Origin of the sequence: Vibrio cyclitrophicus, assembly GCA_023206055.1 — a bacterium.
GTDB lineage: Bacteria > Pseudomonadota > Gammaproteobacteria > Enterobacterales > Vibrionaceae > Vibrio > Vibrio cyclitrophicus_A.
The window spans coordinates 1,118,522-1,134,781 of record CP065367.1; the positions used below are offsets into that span (position 1 = coordinate 1,118,522).

At 43.6% G+C, this 16,260-nt stretch carries 13 protein-coding genes; 4 read left to right on the forward strand and 9 right to left on the reverse strand.

Annotated features, from left to right (window positions below):
• Window positions 1-45 precede the first annotated feature (45 nt).
• From ITG09_20570 to ITG09_20590, 5 genes are all read right to left on the reverse strand, one after another.
• Window positions 46-2,190: a GGDEF domain-containing protein gene (locus ITG09_20570; protein UPR53785.1), complete on the reverse strand. Its 2,145-nt coding sequence runs from the start codon at window positions 2,188-2,190 to the stop codon at window positions 46-48.
• A gap of 336 nt (window positions 2,191-2,526) precedes the next feature.
• Window positions 2,527-3,276, reverse strand: a complete 750-nt coding sequence (locus ITG09_20575) for a phosphate ABC transporter ATP-binding protein (GenBank protein UPR53786.1) — start codon at window positions 3,274-3,276, stop codon at window positions 2,527-2,529.
• 90 nt (window positions 3,277-3,366) lie between these two features.
• The gene (gene pstA / locus ITG09_20580; GenBank protein UPR53787.1) at window positions 3,367-4,230 is read right to left on the reverse strand and encodes a phosphate ABC transporter permease PstA; all 864 of its coding nucleotides are present in this window, start codon (window positions 4,228-4,230) and stop codon (window positions 3,367-3,369) included.
• A 15-nt stretch (window positions 4,231-4,245) separates the two neighbouring features.
• Window positions 4,246-5,175: a phosphate ABC transporter permease subunit PstC gene (gene pstC / locus ITG09_20585; GenBank protein UPR53788.1), complete on the reverse strand. Its 930-nt coding sequence runs from the start codon at window positions 5,173-5,175 to the stop codon at window positions 4,246-4,248.
• Between the two features lie 111 nt (window positions 5,176-5,286).
• A complete protein-coding gene (locus ITG09_20590) occupies window positions 5,287-6,108 on the reverse strand; it encodes a phosphate ABC transporter substrate-binding protein (protein ID UPR53789.1) in 822 nt (273 codons plus the stop codon).
• 466 nt (window positions 6,109-6,574) lie between these two features.
• Here ITG09_20590 and ITG09_20595 point away from each other — a divergent pair, with 466 nt between their 5' ends.
• Entirely contained in the window at window positions 6,575-8,218 is a 1,644-nt protein-coding gene (locus tag ITG09_20595; GenBank protein UPR53790.1) for a methyl-accepting chemotaxis protein, read from the forward strand.
• Between the two features lie 106 nt (window positions 8,219-8,324).
• Here ITG09_20595 and ITG09_20600 read toward each other — a convergent pair whose 3' ends face one another.
• Together ITG09_20600 and ITG09_20605 are read right to left on the reverse strand one after the other, a co-directional pair.
• Window positions 8,325-9,218, reverse strand: a complete 894-nt coding sequence (locus tag ITG09_20600; GenBank protein ID UPR53791.1) for a lipase secretion chaperone — start codon at window positions 9,216-9,218, stop codon at window positions 8,325-8,327.
• A gap of 39 nt (window positions 9,219-9,257) precedes the next feature.
• A complete protein-coding gene (locus tag ITG09_20605; GenBank protein ID UPR55226.1) occupies window positions 9,258-10,085 on the reverse strand; it encodes a triacylglycerol lipase in 828 nt (275 codons plus the stop codon).
• A 577-nt stretch (window positions 10,086-10,662) separates the two neighbouring features.
• Between ITG09_20605 and ITG09_20610 the strand changes: the two genes are divergently transcribed.
• Complete coding sequence (locus tag ITG09_20610) at window positions 10,663-11,913, forward strand: SGNH/GDSL hydrolase family protein (protein UPR53792.1); 1,251 nt, start codon at window positions 10,663-10,665, stop codon at window positions 11,911-11,913.
• A 153-nt stretch (window positions 11,914-12,066) separates the two neighbouring features.
• On the opposite strand, the gene ITG09_20615 is transcribed toward ITG09_20610, so the two are convergent.
• Entirely contained in the window at window positions 12,067-13,398 is a 1,332-nt protein-coding gene (locus ITG09_20615) for a DEAD/DEAH box helicase (GenBank protein UPR53793.1), read from the reverse strand.
• A gap of 360 nt (window positions 13,399-13,758) precedes the next feature.
• On the opposite strand from ITG09_20615, the gene ITG09_20620 reads away from it, so the two are divergent.
• Complete coding sequence (locus ITG09_20620; protein UPR53794.1) at window positions 13,759-14,025, forward strand: hypothetical protein; 267 nt, start codon at window positions 13,759-13,761, stop codon at window positions 14,023-14,025.
• Between the two features lie 175 nt (window positions 14,026-14,200).
• Here the strand turns inward: ITG09_20620 and ITG09_20625 are convergent, their stop codons facing one another.
• Window positions 14,201-15,175 (reverse strand): L,D-transpeptidase family protein, encoded by a 975-nt coding sequence (locus ITG09_20625; protein ID UPR53795.1) that lies wholly within the window; start codon window positions 15,173-15,175, stop codon window positions 14,201-14,203.
• A 346-nt stretch (window positions 15,176-15,521) separates the two neighbouring features.
• Between ITG09_20625 and deoD the strand changes: the two genes are divergently transcribed.
• Window positions 15,522-16,232: a purine-nucleoside phosphorylase gene (gene deoD / locus ITG09_20630; GenBank protein UPR53796.1), complete on the forward strand. Its 711-nt coding sequence runs from the start codon at window positions 15,522-15,524 to the stop codon at window positions 16,230-16,232.
• Window positions 16,233-16,260 lie beyond the last annotated feature (28 nt).

Sequence of the window (16,260 nt, forward strand, 5' to 3'; positions counted from 1 at the left end):
TCACGGCTTCATTCGTTTTTTAAAACGGAAAAATTAAATGCCACACTAAGTCAGTGGCGTCGCAACCTTTCTCCGTTTTAAAGCAGAAACAATTCTATTTCGCCCTGAGTCTTTGGCTTGATATAAAGCTTTGTCTGCCTTGCCATACAGCAGATCAAAATCGAATTGATGCTGGTCTGAGGTTATCGAGGCATAGCCGACGGATGCGGTTAAATACTGACTGGTGCTGCTTTCACAATGAAGGATCTTCGCCTCTTCAATGCACTTTCTAATCGACTCGGCACGCTGCTTCGTTTCAGAGTGATTAGTGCCGATCATCAACAACATAAACTCTTCTCCCCCAATACGACAGAAGGTTTCCTTATCACTATGAACATGGGCATTAAGTATCTTGCCGATGGTTCGCAGAGCTGCGTCTCCTTCAGTATGACCATAGACGCTGTTGTACAAACCAAAGTGATCGAGGTCGACGAGGATCAATCCAAATGTGACTTCATGCTGTGTGGCAAACACCCCTTGATCGTCACAATTTAGATCTTCTAACACCTGCGACAACATACGACGATTTCCAAGACGTGTCAGCGGGTCTAATTTAGAGATGATATCCAGCTGCTCATTTGCTCGTTCAAGCTCTTGAGTGCGCTTACTAACCTCTTGTTCGAGGGTTTCATTAAGCTTTTTGAGCTCCTCTTGCGCCATGGTTCTCTGTAACACCTCAGCTAAACTAGAAGCGAAGATACGTATCACTTCACGAAGCTGTGAGGTTAAAGGGCTGCGAGTTAACAGGTTATCGGCTGCGATAAACGCAATTGGCTCACCCGTGTTTGTGGTGAGCATAGTCATTGCCGTCCAACCGACTCCCACAATATTGAAATCGTGATAGATAGGCACTGATTCTTCAAAGGCGACTTGATTGGGGCAAGCGCGAGCTGCGGCTACGATGTCACGTTCCACCAGCTCAGAGCGATAATAAGACTCATCGACAATACCGCCTTTAATGTCGGTGCCCCAAGTACCTTGCATGTAGCTACAGTTTTTATCAGTGAGGAAAACCGCTAATCGGTCAATGCCTAAGTGCTGAATCGCAAAACTGACGGCGGACTTACATACTTCACTGACGCTGTCGCAGCGAGACAGCTCAACCATACTCGAGTGCAGCATACGTATGTTCTGCTCTTGACGCTTACGGATGTAGATCTGAGAGAGCAGAGAGCCAAACGACTCAAGCATCTGCTTTTGATAATTGGTAATGGGTGAACGATGAATGTAGTTATCCATGGCGATCCAGCCGACAGGTTTCTCCCCTTCACGCAAGATAAGCATACCGTTCCAACCTTGCCCAACGACGTTCCCTTCTGTGTATAGGGGCGCGTTCTCTATAATGACGAGATTGGTGTGATTGTTAGACAGTGCCTCAATGTATTCGGCTTCAAGCTGATGCAGATCGTATTGAGTATGATGTTCGCTGTTTGTCTTGCCCGCTTCGTCAGTGCCATAGGTGCCGCTGAAACAACGCTTTTTCATATCGAGCAACATAAAGATCGCACGATCAAAACCTAAACGGTCGCGAACTGCTTCAATCGAAGCCTTATACAAGGCATCAAGTGATTCAGGGTTAGAAAGCTCTAACGCGACTTGATGAACCAGTTTCATGTTCTCGACAAACAGTTCCCGCAGCTTTATCTCATCTAGGTACTGCGCTTCACGTGTGTCTCGATGCTTTATCTCAAGCGCTGCATTTTTTTCGGCACGAATACATTGCCAACGAGCAGCCGCGAGCTGTAAGACATCAAGATCTTGATCGAAGGTTTGATTGACCTTCTCAGCATTGCAATTTTGAACGATTAAATAAGTTCTACAGGCAGGCGCGTTGTCGAGCATCATGATGAACGACTCTCCACCCAGCACTTTCATGTGTTCCCAATTACAGGTATTGATTGCCATAGGTAACACACCGTCTGCAGTATCAAACTGTGAAACCCATGGCCAAAATGTAGAGGGGTAATTCTCAAGAGAGGTTAATTCGCCATGACAAAACAAGGGTAACGAATCGCTTTCCGGTATTGGCTCAGCGAATATCCCAACCCCTTTAGGATCAAGTATCTTAGCCAAGTAGTCGAAAAGATACCCTGCCAACAAACGGTGATCGCGCGTAGCAGATATTTGTTTTGCAAAGGCTTTTACAGGCACAGTTTCCGTCCATTGGCTATTGAGAATACAGCAAAAATACAGAAGCCTTGATATGCAATCAATATAACTAAAAATGAGATGTTAAGCGGGTCGCAATTTCACTTTTTACATTATCACAAGCATGAGAACGACTACAAAAATGGGATTTCCTGCCCAAAATTTCATCGACATTGGGACTTTGTTAAAGGCATAAAAAAGCCCCACCTAAAGTGGGGCAAAACTTCCATCGCTTATAGTTATAGTGATAATTCTGTCGATCTATTCGATTATCTAACCTGCGTTTCAGTTAGCGTGCTGGTTTTGCTAAAAGGCCAAACACAGCACTTAAATAATCAATTAACCAAAGTCACCGTTTACGTAACCTTTAGTACGATCATCTTTTGGTTCGCTGAAGATAACACTCGTTTCGTTGTGCTCTACAAGCTCTCCCATTAAGAAGAAAGCAGTACGGTCTGAGATACGACGCGCTTGCTGCATTGAGTGCGTTACGATAACGATAGTGAAGTCTTTCTTCAGGTCTTCCATCAATTCTTCAATCTTGTGCGTCGCGATTGGGTCAAGAGCCGATGTCGGTTCATCCATCAGGATTACATCCGGTTCCATTGCAATTGTACGAGCGATACATAGACGTTGTTGCTGACCACCAGACAAGCCAAATGCGTGTGCTTTAAGACGATCTTTTACTTCGTCCCAAAGAGCTGCACTGCGCAGTGAGCTTTCTACTACTTCATCAATGTGCTTCTTGTCTTTGATACCTTGAGCACGCAAGCCGTAAGCTACATTCTCGTAGATGCTCATTGGGAAAGGGTTTGGCTTTTGGAATACCATGCCTACGCGAATACGCAGGTCAGCCACATCAATATTGCCGTAGATGTTTGTACCATCCATATCCAGCTTACCTTTAATAGTAACGCCTTCAATTAGGTCATTCATGCGGTTCAAGCAACGTAATAGCGTTGACTTACCACAACCTGATGGGCCAATCAGTGCCGTAACCTGACGAGTTGGAATTGGCAGGTTGATAGATTTAAGCGCTTGGTTGTCGCCGTAAAACAGATCTAGGTTCTCAATATCAAATTTGTTCATGTTCGTAATCTCTAAATTCTTAAATTCGTGTCTAACTTGATGCTTTCTTTATCACGGGGGCTATCTTTATTGATGAGCCAACTAATGTGCTTAGTAAGTTGCCGTGTTGAAGCGTCTCGCAATCAGTTTTGTAACCATGTTGATCAAGAGAACCAATACAATTAGGACTGTCGCCGTGCCGTAGGCTTGGTTCCACTCATCGATAGTAAATAGCTCTGTTGTCAGCTTATATAGGTGAACCGTTAGTGTACGGCCAGAATCGAATACCGACTCAGGAACACGTGCCACCATACCTGCGGTTAAGAATACAGGTGCTGATTCGCCAATTACACGACCAATACTAAGAATGACCGAAGTTAAGATACCTGGCATTGCGCTTGGTAAGATCAAACGCCAGATAGTGTAGATTTTTGAAGCGCCAAGGCCGTATGAGCCTTCACGATAAGTTTGTGGTACTGCCATCAATGCTTCTTCTGTAGTACGAATGATTACAGGAAGAATTAGAATACTCAGCGTTAATGCACCCGACAAAATCGAGAAGCCAAGGCCAAGAATCGAAACAAAGAAGGTCATACCGAACAGACCAAAGATAATCGATGGAATACCCGCTAAAGATTCGGTACAGAAACGAATCACCTTAACCAGTTTACTGCCAACTTTAGCGTATTCGGTTAGGTATATCGCCGTCATAATACCGAGCGGCGCTGCCACAGCAATTGATGCGATTACCATATAGATCGTGGCAATGATCATTGGGAAAATACCACGTTCTTCACCAGTACGAGTGTAGTCGTCAGTGATGAAGTTCCAGTCTACGTATTGCAAGCCATTCGATAGGATGTACCAAATGATCCAGAATAAGAAACCAACAGTGACTGCTGCTGCCGCCCAGATAAAACCTTTCAAGATATTATCTTTGGTTTGACGTGCTTGTTTGAGTTTTACGCGATCCATATTACTTCTCCTCGCCTACTTCGTTTTTTCACGATTAAGATAAAGCAGAGCACCATTTAACATCATGATGAATACCAGAAGCACAACGCCGGTTGCGTACAGTGCACTCGCGTGGATACCACTTGCGTAAGACATTTCAATAGCAATGTTTGCTGTTAGCGTACGAGCTGAGTCCAAAATGCCTTCTGGCATTGCTGGCGCATTACCCATCACCATAATGATTGCCATCGTTTCGCCCAGTGCGCGACCGATACCCAAAATCACACCAGTCATAATGCCTGAACGTGCAGCAGGAACGAGTAGCTTAAAAATCGTGTAGATTTTCGAAGCACCCAGCGCAAGTGAACCTTCTTTGTATGTACGAGGTACAGCACGGATCGAAGTTTCAGAAACCGTAATAACGGTAGGAAGAATCATAATACCCAGAACAATGATACCTGCCAGGATAGTGTTACCCGCTGGCACTTGGAAAACGTTCTGAATCATTGGAACGATGATTACTAGACCGAAGAAGCCGTAAACTACCGACGGGATACCCGCTAGAAGCTCAACTGCTGGTCGAATAATATCTGCAAGACGCTTTGGAGCAATCTCAGCAATAAAAATAGCGGTTAATACACCAACTGGTACACCAACAACTACAGCTCCAAGTGTCGAAACAATCGATGCAACAATCATTGTTGCAACACCGAATAGAGCTGGCGGTAACCAGTCAACACCCAGAACGATGCCAGAAACACCGGCCTCTTGGAATGCAGGGATACTCTCTGCAACGATAAAGTAAGCGATAACGGCTAGTGATACGATGCCGATTACAGCACTCGATAAGAACAAGCCGTGGAAGATTCTTTCTCTCCAGTCGATACGTTTCTTAGCACGTAGACTTGGCTTGTTGATTTGAGTCGCTTCAGTATTCATAAGCTTTTCACTATTTGCGATGGTCATATATAAAATCTCAAACTTTGCGGCTCAATAAGAGCTCGAAATAAACAAAGTTGAAAGAAAAGGCTCAGCCTAAAGCAGGCTGAGCAATAATTAAGATTGAATCAGTTAAGATTAGTTAACTGTGATGTAGCCTTTTTTAGCTGAGATAGCTTGAGCTTCGTCTGCAACCATCCAGTCTAGGAATTGCTGAGTTTCAGCTGATGGAGCGCCATCTTTGTAAAGTACTAGGAAAGGACGAGCAACTTTGTAAGAACCGTTCTTAACGTTGTCTACAGTCGCAGCAGCGCCGTCGATAGTTAGAGCTTGAACAGATTCGTCAACTGTACCTAGAGAGATAAAGCCGATAGCGTATGGGTTGCTTGCTACAGAAACTTTAAGTGCGCCGTTACCGTTTGCAACTTGTGCACGTTGAGAGATAGCCGATACTTTCTGTTCGCCAATTGTCTTCTTAAGGCTCATGATGTCTTCGAATGCGCCACGTGTACCAGAAGCAGTATCACGAGTGATTGCTACGATTGGCTTGTCAGCACCGCCAACATCTTTCCAGTTAGTGATGTCGCCTTTGTAGATTGAAGTGATTTGGTCTGCAGTAAGTGCAGATACTTCGTTGCTCGGGTTAACAACAACTGCGATACCGTCACGAGCGATAACGAGCTCTTTCAGGTCAGCTGTTTTCTCTTCTTCTTTAAGGTCACGAGAAGAGATACCAAGGTCAGCACTTCCATTTTTTGCTGCTTTGATGCCTGCAGAAGAACCTGGTGCTTGAATTTCGATGAACACTGGTTCGCCTTTATTCATGTAGGTTTCTGCAAAAACTTCAACCAGTGGAGAAGCACTGTTAGAGCCAACTACAGAGATAGTTTCTTTAGCTGAAGCTGTATTCACTGTTAGAGCGCCTAGTAGTGCGATTGCACCGATAACTGTCTTTTTCATCACAAATTTCCTTTAGTGGCGTTATTGCCGTAATGTTGTTTTGCTTGAACGAGGCCTACTTTAGAATCCGAATGTGACAGTTGTGTTTCACTAAATTGAAGCCTATATGACAACTGCAATTTATTTTCTTGGTTTCCCCTTACTAAATAGCATTGAGCTAATAGAACGAGTGAATTCATAGGCGAAAAATATTAATTGCAACGTCTTCAAACCAAAACGCTTAATATCTCACCACCCCTTGTCATTACTGACTACCAGCCTCTTACCTGTATTAAATACCCCTCTTTATTTAAGGGCAAAGCCTTGTTTGTACAATAAATATTCAATATTTATCAAATGCCTATCGCATATATCAAAATCGAATCTATTACTGATTGAATTGTCATTCTCAGAAGTTAGAATCACCTGCTAATTACAATAATAACAATTGCTTCTGCTCATTTACTTATTCAAAGAGGGACAATACATGCGCCAACTTCTCAGTGGCTTATCGATAAAAATACAAATTCTTATTCCAGTACTCTTTTCTGTCGTACTACTTTTGACGGGTGTCATCATCGGTGGTGACAAACTGGAAAACGCTTTTAAAGATGTATCAACAGCAACCGACCAACTCATCCTACATAAAGAAGAACTCAGCGAAATCGTCGACAACAGCTATGGCATGCGCATCAAAGCGATCTACAGCCTATTCAATGCTGATGATGTGAAGACACTGGTTGCAACGCTCAATGAAAAGCGTGACCAGAATACTCGTTTACTGAATTCATTAGACACAGTGCCAGGCATGCAAGATGAAGTAGCCGAAATGAGCAAAGCGATGAATCACTATGTCGACTTTTCTCGAACTACTATGCTTCCTCTATTAAAAGCAAAGCATGGCGATACTGCGCTATCTTCTGATTTTGAGGCTCGCTACCAAGTTGCTATCGATCAATACCGTCACGCGGGTAATGACATGGTGCAAGCAATCAACACGCTGTCTAAAAAGCTGAACCTGCTTGCGACTCAAGAAGTCGACATCAATGGTCAGCAACACACCAGCACACTGAATACGGCGACCATTGCCCTACTCGTGATCCTTTCTATCGCATTAGTTATCAGTTGGACGCTTGCAGGCATCATTGTTAAGCCTCTGAGCAATATTCAAGAAACCATGCGCGAAGTAGCCAAAGGTAACCTACTGGTTAAAGCGGAAGAGTATGGCGATAACGAGATTTCACGCCTTGCACAAGACGTAAACAAGTCCGTTGAGCAACTGCGTGACACGGTAAGTTCGTTGTCTCGAATCAGTATCGAAGTCGCTTCTGCATCGACAGAACTAGCTGCAGTAATGACACAATCAAGCGCTAACTCAGACCAAGAGAAGCAAGAAGTGGAACAAGTCGCTTCTGCCGTGAACCAGTTAGAAAGCACAGCAGCAAACGTGAACGAGAACGCAGTACAAGCTGATTCAGCGTCTAAGCAAGCTGATGAAATGGCGACACACAGCATGAGCTTGTTTAATGAGAGCAACCAAGCTAACGAGCAAATGGCGGTTCAACTCAGCGAAGCGGCTAACGTTGTCGGCACCCTGAAAGAACACTCAGAGCAAATTGGTAAAGTAATTGAGGTGATTCAAAGCATCTCTGAACAGACCAACCTGCTTGCGCTTAACGCGGCGATTGAAGCGGCGCGTGCAGGTGAAAGTGGCCGTGGTTTCGCTGTTGTTGCTGATGAAGTTCGAATGCTGGCAGCACGTACTCAAGACTCAACCAAAGAGATCCAAACCATTATTGAAGGTTTGCAAGTTCAATCTGGCAACGCTAACGAGAGCATGAGCAGCTCACTAGCAATGCTAGAGCACAACCAAACATTGGCAGCGGAAGTAAGCACGGCCCTTTCAGGCATTGCTAACTCGGTAACAGACATGACGGAGATTAACACTCAGGTAGCCTCAGCCGCAGAAGAGCAAAGCCAAGTGACGTCAGACATCAACCGTAATATCTCAAACATCTACAGCTTGGTAAGCCAAAACGTAACCGGTATCACTCAAGCCGCAGCAGCAAGCCACGAGCTATCTAACCTAGCTGAGCAACAGAAGCAGCAGTTGGACTACTTTAAGGTGTAAGCTTCAAGGTTTAGACCTTAAAGTGTAACTCACCTTATACAGACAAAAACCAGTCATTCGTGACTGGTTTTTTATTTTCAATAGAGACGTTATTGGCTCAGCAAACCTACTCGCCAAGATCTTTGTCCCAGATCCTTTCTATCGCTTCTACTCTTCGAATCTGCTTTGAAGGAAAGTGTGCGACCCTAAGATCAGCAATCGTCTCTTGTTGTTCTAACTGCGAAAGCGCAGCATCGTTGAGAATGTCATTTCGCTCTACTTGATAAACTTCCAAGGCATCTTCAAACTCAGCTCTTTGTTGGTCGAGCGCTTCAAGCCTTTGCGCAGCTTCTTCGCCGACAAGTTCATTTCGCTTTAAGTATTTATCTTGCTGATCAAGCCCCTCAGAGCTTGATAGTTGTTGCAGCAAGACCTGATTCTGATGGCTCGTTTGAACGTAATCAGGCTGTTCAGACATCAAAGAATCCATCCTTTGTTGATAGTCTTGCTCACCTAAGCCCTCTTGTTTCAGCAATAACTTTTCTAAAGCAATTTCTCTCATGCGATTGTCATGGGTAAACAGAATACTTATCTCGCTCTCACTGAAAAACTGAACTTGGAGGTTAAGGAGCGCTTGATTGAGTGCACGTAGATCATCAGCGGAAATGGATGTGGTGTCGAACTGCACGTCCAACGATGTCAGTGCCAACTTATATTCAAGATATTTGGCAAACAGTACTTCATCGACAATCGTAGCTTGTGATTGCTCATGGTGTTTTGCCACATAGTTACGGATATCTTCAAGTGTTAGTTCGGTATTGCCTGACACGAAGTATTCCATCATGTCTTTGGCTGATGCGTTATCGATGTCGGTATCTTGCTGAGAGGTAATTTTCAATGAGGAGACGCGTTGTTCGTCGTCATTATGTGTATTTGTATCTTGATTATTTAGATATAAAAAGACCGCCGCTGTGCTCATCAGGGCTATCGTGGTTATCGACAAAATGGCGGTCTTTTTCATTATATTTTCCTTATGATCTTAACTTTTGGGCAGTGCGACCTACAGGCCAGCCAACTTCAATCGATTCGCGTGTTGGCGATATAACGTCACGGGATCGGTCTCAAAGAGATGATGGATACCCAACAAGCCATTAATCTCGTCTAGGTGGTTCATTTTGTAATCATCACCAATCACTTTACCCAAGTGTGCGCTGCACGCCCCTACTAGCCCGTCATTCGGTTCATTGAAGGCTAGACCAAGGATTGTCATCGCTCCGTCGGTAGGATCAAGAAGGTTGGTAAAAGTGGATGACCCTGTCCATGAATAGTAATAAACACCGTTATTGGCTTGCCATTCACCCTCACCGCACTCAGATGTTGGAACGCCTTCAGGGTAAAACTGATTGAATGCAAGCGAACCTTCAGTGGTCAACGCTTCAAGGGAAGCAAGGCCATCTTGCTCAAGATCCGTTCCGCCAGATAACAAGTTGATGAGCGTCGTCAATCCACCAGCCAACTTAACCGCAATACCTTCCGCAGCTGAACCTTCTGATACGCTTCCACGCACGAGATCAGCGACTTTAGAGCCTTTATGAACGCCGCCAATACTTGTCACCGAAGCAACCAGATCAGGACGAACTGATGCTACATAACGCGCTGTCGGTCCGCCGTGGCTGTGACCGACCAGATTCACCTTACTTGCCCCTGTCGCGGCTAACAGTGTTTCAACTTGAGCTAGCAATTGCTCGCCACGCACTTCAGAGCTGTTGGTCGCTGATACCTGAGCGACATAGACACTCGCACCATCTTTGGTTAGGGATTCAGGTACGCCATAGAAATAGTCGACACCCGCTAATGTATCGAAACCAAACAAACCATGTACCAACATAATGGGATATTTCGTTTCCGTGTATCCGCTGGCTTCTAACGCCGATGCGCTCGTTCCGGCATAGACACCAAAACTGGATAGGCAGGCTATCGTCCAAATTAATATCTTTTTCAATGCTCTTTCCTTAAATAGATCAGACCTCTGATGAGTAAAAGAACCGTAGATGATGATTTTATAAAACAAAAAGTAACGACTTGATATTTGTGATGGTGAACTTGAATTAAACAGTTGCGATGAACATCAGGCGAACGAAAACTAAAAAATCATAAGTAATTGATTAAAATAACGTTTAGTTAAGATTAATGAGATAGTTCTTTCAATATTCTGACTAAAATATCAATTCAGCATTCGCAATAATCCAAAGTTTGTCGACAAATAACCGTTTAGAAACAGGTATTTTCAGCCATAAACTCGTTGAAAACTTGATGCTTATGCCATTAGCGACACACTATAAACCTGAATATATTGACGTTGATTATTAATTTTCTCTATAGGTCATGCCAGTCATTTAGTTATTCACTTATCAACAAGCAACAACGTTTCCATTAGCTCACCTCAGAATAAAAAAGAGAACACAATGATGAAAAATATGGCTTTGATACTCACGTTAGCCCTGCCTTTTGGCGCTTATGCCGCTGAAGACTCAATACCGACACCAGAATCGATGACATCCGCACAAGTACTGAGTACACAAGGCTCAGAGACCTATTCATATGTTAGATGTTGGTATCGAACCGATGCGTCTCATGACTCCTCAGCCACCGACTGGAAGTGGGCAAAGAAAGAGAATGGTGATTACTACACGATCAATGGATATTGGTGGTCTTCTGTTTCCTTCAAAAATATGTTCTACAGCGATGTTCCACAATCTGAAATCAAGCAACGTTGTGAACAGACGCTCGACATACAACATGAAGTCGCAGACATCACCTACTTTGCCGCAGACAATCGCTTCTCTTACAATCACTCCATCTGGACCAACGATAACGCGGTTCAAGCCAGTACCATTAATCGCATTGTCACTTTTGGTGATAGCCTCTCTGACACTGGTAACCTATTTAATGGCTCTCAATGGGTTTTCCCCAATGCGAATTCATGGTTTTTAGGGCACTTTTCGAATGGTTTAGTCTGGACTGAGTACTTAGCAAAAGCGAAAGACGTTCCTCTTTATAACTGGGCCGTGGGTGGCGCAGCAGGTACCAATCAATACGTCGCACTGACTGGCGTCTATGATCAAGTCACCTCTTATCTAACCTACATGAAAGTCGCTAAAAACTATCGCCCAGAAAACTCTTTGTTTACTCTAGAGTTTGGCCTCAATGACTTTATGAATTACGACCGAGAAGTCGCCGATGTTAAAGCTGATTTCGGCAGCGCTCTGATCCGATTAACAGAATCTGGTGCGAGTAATATCCTACTGTTCACATTGCCCGATGCGACCAAAGCGCCGCAATTCAAATACTCGACCGAACAAGAGATCATAAAAGTTCGTGGCAAGATCTTAGAATTCAACCAGTTCATCAAAGCTAAAGCCGAGTATTACCAAACTAAAGGGAAAAACGTGGTGTTGTTCGATGCAAGTGCGCTGTTCGCCAGCATTACCGATAACCCAGAGCAACATGGGTTTCGAAACGCGAATGATGCCTGTCTTGATATTAATAGAAGCTCAGCCGCTGATTATTTGCGAAGCCACAGCTTAACCAATGACTGTGCCACCTATGGTTCAGACAGCTATGTATTCTGGGGCGTGACACACCCAACGACTGCTACTCATAAATACATTGCCGACCACATCTTGGCGTATTCGTTCTCGACGTTCAATTTCTAGCTAGGAAGAGCTCATCGAGTATCATCAAATACTACCTGTAAATACCGCAAGCTAAGGCTTACACAAAGTACAGATACAAAAAAACCGCCATCATCGGCGGTTTTTTATTTACATCAACCTTTCAAAGCTAAGCTTTTAGGTCACGCAAGTTGATTACTCGTCGTCCACTTTTGGCGCAACTTTCTTCTTAGGGATAAATACTGTATCACCTACTGCCACATTCTGGTGGAAGCTCTTATCGCGCTTAACTGGTTTCTTCGGCGTTTTCTTAGCTTGAGTGTTGGTTTTCTTCTTCGCAGGGCCACCTTTAGCAAACGCAGGTTTACGAGGCTTAATACCTTTGAACTTACCTTTTAGGCCTTCAAGTACTGAGAAAGTAAGATCTTGTTGAAGGTAAAGCTCAACACGCTTAAAGCTATCCCAGTCTTTTGGACCAACCAAAGAGATTGCATCACCTTTGTTACCTGCACGGCCAGTACGACCAACACGGTGAACGTACTCTTCGGTGTGCTTCGGCATATCAAAGTTAATAACGTGGCTTACGTTTGGAATATCGATACCACGTGAAGCAACATCGGTTGTTACCAAAATCTTGTAAACCGCACGCTCGAACTGACTCATGATCGCATTACGCTGCGTTTGGTTTAGGTTGCCACTCAGTGCTACCGCTTTAAGTTTCTTCTCGTTCAGCTTATCCGTTAAACGGTCTGTATCGGCACGAGTTGCAGTGAAGATCATTACCTGACGGTATTCAGCTTCTTCAATCACACGATCTAAAATCGCTTCTTTATGATCTAGATGGTCACACAGGTAGAACTTCTGAGTGATATCAAGGTGCTGTTCGTTAGAAACACCAACAGAGATACGCTTAGGTGCGTCTAGCATTTCATTTGCAATGCCATTCACTTCCGCGTGGTCAAGCGTCGCAGAGAACATCAACGTTTGACGACGACGGTGTTTAGCTGCATTCGCAATGCGACGCAATTCAGGTGCGAAACCTAAATCCAACATACGGTCAGCTTCATCAAGAATTAGCGTTTCAACACCATCTAAAAACAGTGAGCGGTGCTCAAGGTGATCGGCAAGACGGCCTGGAGTCGCAACAATAAAACGAGGGTACTTACGCAGAGCTTTAACTTGATCGTTAAAGTTTTCGCCACCCAAGATAAGTGTCGCTTCGTAAGACAGACCGCCAAGCATGCTACGCAGCTCGCCGTAAACTTGTTTTGCTAGCTCACGAGTAGGAGCCAAAATTACACCACGAGGATCTTTAGCAGAAAACGCTTTTGTTTTTAATGCTTTATGTATCATCGGCAACACAAACGCCAATGTTTTACCTGATCCCGTTTTTGATGAAGCCAATAGATCCTTACCAGCAATAGCAACAGGGATCGCTTTTGATTGGATCTCTGTCGCCTTCTTGAAGTCGTAATGTTTTAAGTTCTTCAGTAAGCGGTTATCTAAGCCTAAATCTTTAAAGTGCAAAGGACTCTCCAGTCATGATGGTATTGAATAAAATTAATTTAACGTGACATGATACCGCGAAAGTACTTTATAGGATATAGATCACAGTAAATTTATCCCTTAATCTATCTTTAGCTAGAACATCGTATGCATTGCTAGTAAAAGGATGCCCCTCCAAAAACACATCAAAGTTGTATCTAAATTCTTCATCTCATAAGTGAGACAGAACGTGATGCTTAGCTAATTCCCTCAAAAATTTAGCAATTTCTTTAGTTATTGTTTTTGCAGTTAAAAAATTAGTCGCTACAATCATTAATGAAGCGACTATATGATAAAGAATGTATAGCGCATCTTTTGATGATAAATAAGCAAGGAGTTCTTATGAATAAGACGTTAATCGCAGCTGCAGCCTCAGTTTTCATTCTAGCCGGTTGTTCTTCAGAGCCAGAAGAAGCTGCAGTATCAGAAATGGATCAACTAACTAATCAAGTTGCTGAGTTAAGTAGCGAAGTAGAAGCTCTTAAGAGTGACAAAGCAGCCGCAGAAATGAAGGCTCAAGAAGCAGAAGCAGCCGCTATGGCAGCGAAAGAAGAAGCGGATCGTGCTAACGAACGTATCGACAACATCGCTGAGTCTTACACTAAGTAGTTTGATATCTAATCGCGATTAAGCTTTAGATTAAATAAGTCGCAAAAAGCAGTATATAGACAGCACCACTTCTTAAAGGATGTGGTGCTTTTTTTGGGCGATACTAATTCGAGTAGAAGGTATTAATTCGAGTAAAGAAGAGAAAAACGCCCCTATTGTAGAAGAGGCAATCGAATTAGAACTCAATAATCGGTGGTGCAATTTCTACAGGTACACCATTTTGAGCAAAAATAACCGCTTTCGCTTTTGAATTAGGCAGTTCTGCCTCTTCAAGCCACCATTTTAATTCCAACGGAATCTGTAATGATTTCTTTGAACCATCACTTCGGGTTAATGGTTCGTGCGCTTCAACAAACACGCTTCTGTCTGGTTCTAATGACACCTTGATCGGCTCATTGATAATGGTTACCTGTTCACCACGGTTCACTTGCTCAAAAAGCCACGCAATATCTTTAGGTTCCATTCGGATACAGCCAGCACTCACTCGCAAACCTATTCCGAAATCCTTATTGGTACCGTGTATTAAATAATCACCTGCGCCATAAGCAAGCCTCAAAGCAAACTCACCCAATGGGTTTTCCGGCCCTGAGGGAACTACTCTCGGTAATTCAATACCCTTTTCAAGATACTCTTTGCGGATTGAATTTGGTGGCGTCCATGTTGGATTTGGTCTTTTTTGGCTTATCTTAGTGATCATCTCGGGAGTATCGCGGCCCACTCGACCGATGCCGACAGGAAATACATGCACCTGGTTTTTCTCGGGTTCAAAATAGTACAACCTTAATTCAGCAAGATTGATGACAATCCCTTCTCTTGAGGTGTCAGGCAAAATGAAACGGCTAGGAATACTTAGCACATAACCTTCAGCTGGAAGAAAAGGATCGACCCCTTTGTTGGCCGCCATTAAAGAGAGAAAGCCAATATCGTACTGCTTGGCAATGATAGCCAAGGTTTCACCCGCTGCCACTTCATGGTGTTGTATTCTGCCCACAATACGACTTTCCGCTGGAGGCAGTTCAAAGGTCGCCGCAGACACCCACGATGAAGCTATCCCACTGGCAAGCAAAGTAGTTCTTACAACAAGCGACGCAAGCCTGTGTAGTCGTGTTTTTATTGACGGCAAAGGCGTCGAGTTAGCGCAATACGACATACAAATCCTTGGTTTGTCTTTAATCAAAGTTTAGATTATCGCTGATCAAATGTCTCTACAACGGTTAGTTACAACTAAAAGCCAACCTGTTTTGAGCTAATCAGCGCGTTCTTCTCTTTATATACAACGATCTTACCAAACAAAATCGATTGCCTTTAAGCTTTCAACAGATTTGGTTATCAATATTAATAAAACTATAATGGCAGACCTGTTTTGTGACTAAAGTCTCATGGAGTTACGTTCTAACTCGCTAATATTGCCGCAACAAAACGAATTCAATTCAACAGAATCGGTAATTGATTAAATCCTGTTCCTACAATTACTGTTTAAACTTTGGAGAACGACCATGGCTACACCTCATATTAATGCTCAAGCTGGTGATTTCGCAGAAACAGTACTTATGCCGGGCGACCCGCTTCGCGCAAAATACATTGCAGAAACATTCCTTGATGACGTGAAGCAAGTTTGTGACGTTCGCAACATGTTTGGTTACACAGGCACTTACAAAGGTAAGAAAGTTTCTGTAATGGGCCACGGTATGGGTATACCATCATGCTGCATCTACGTACACGAGCTTATCGCTGAATTCGGCGTGAAAAACGTTATTCGTGTAGGTAGCTGTGGTGCAGTACGTGACGACGTTAAACTAATGGACGTTGTTATCGGTATGGGTGCTTCTACTGACTCAAAAGTAAACCGTATTCGTTTCAACAACCATGACTTCGCTGCTATCGCTGATTTCGGTCTTCTAGAAGAAGCAGTAAACCAAGCACGTGCACAAGAAGTGCCAGTTAAAGTTGGTAACGTATTCTCTGCAGACCTTTTCTACACTCCAGAAGCTGACCTTTTCGAAAAAATGGAAAAACTAGGCATCCTGGGTGTTGATATGGAAGCGGCTGGTATCTACGGTGTTGCTGCAGACCTTGGTGCTAAAGCGCTAACTATCTTAACAGTATCTGACCACATCATCCGTGGTGAAAAACTAAGTTCTGAAGAGCGTCAAAAGTCTTTCAACGACATGATGAAAGTAGCTCTAGAGACAGCAATCAACATCTAATAGTTTGATAAAAGATACATTGAAAAGC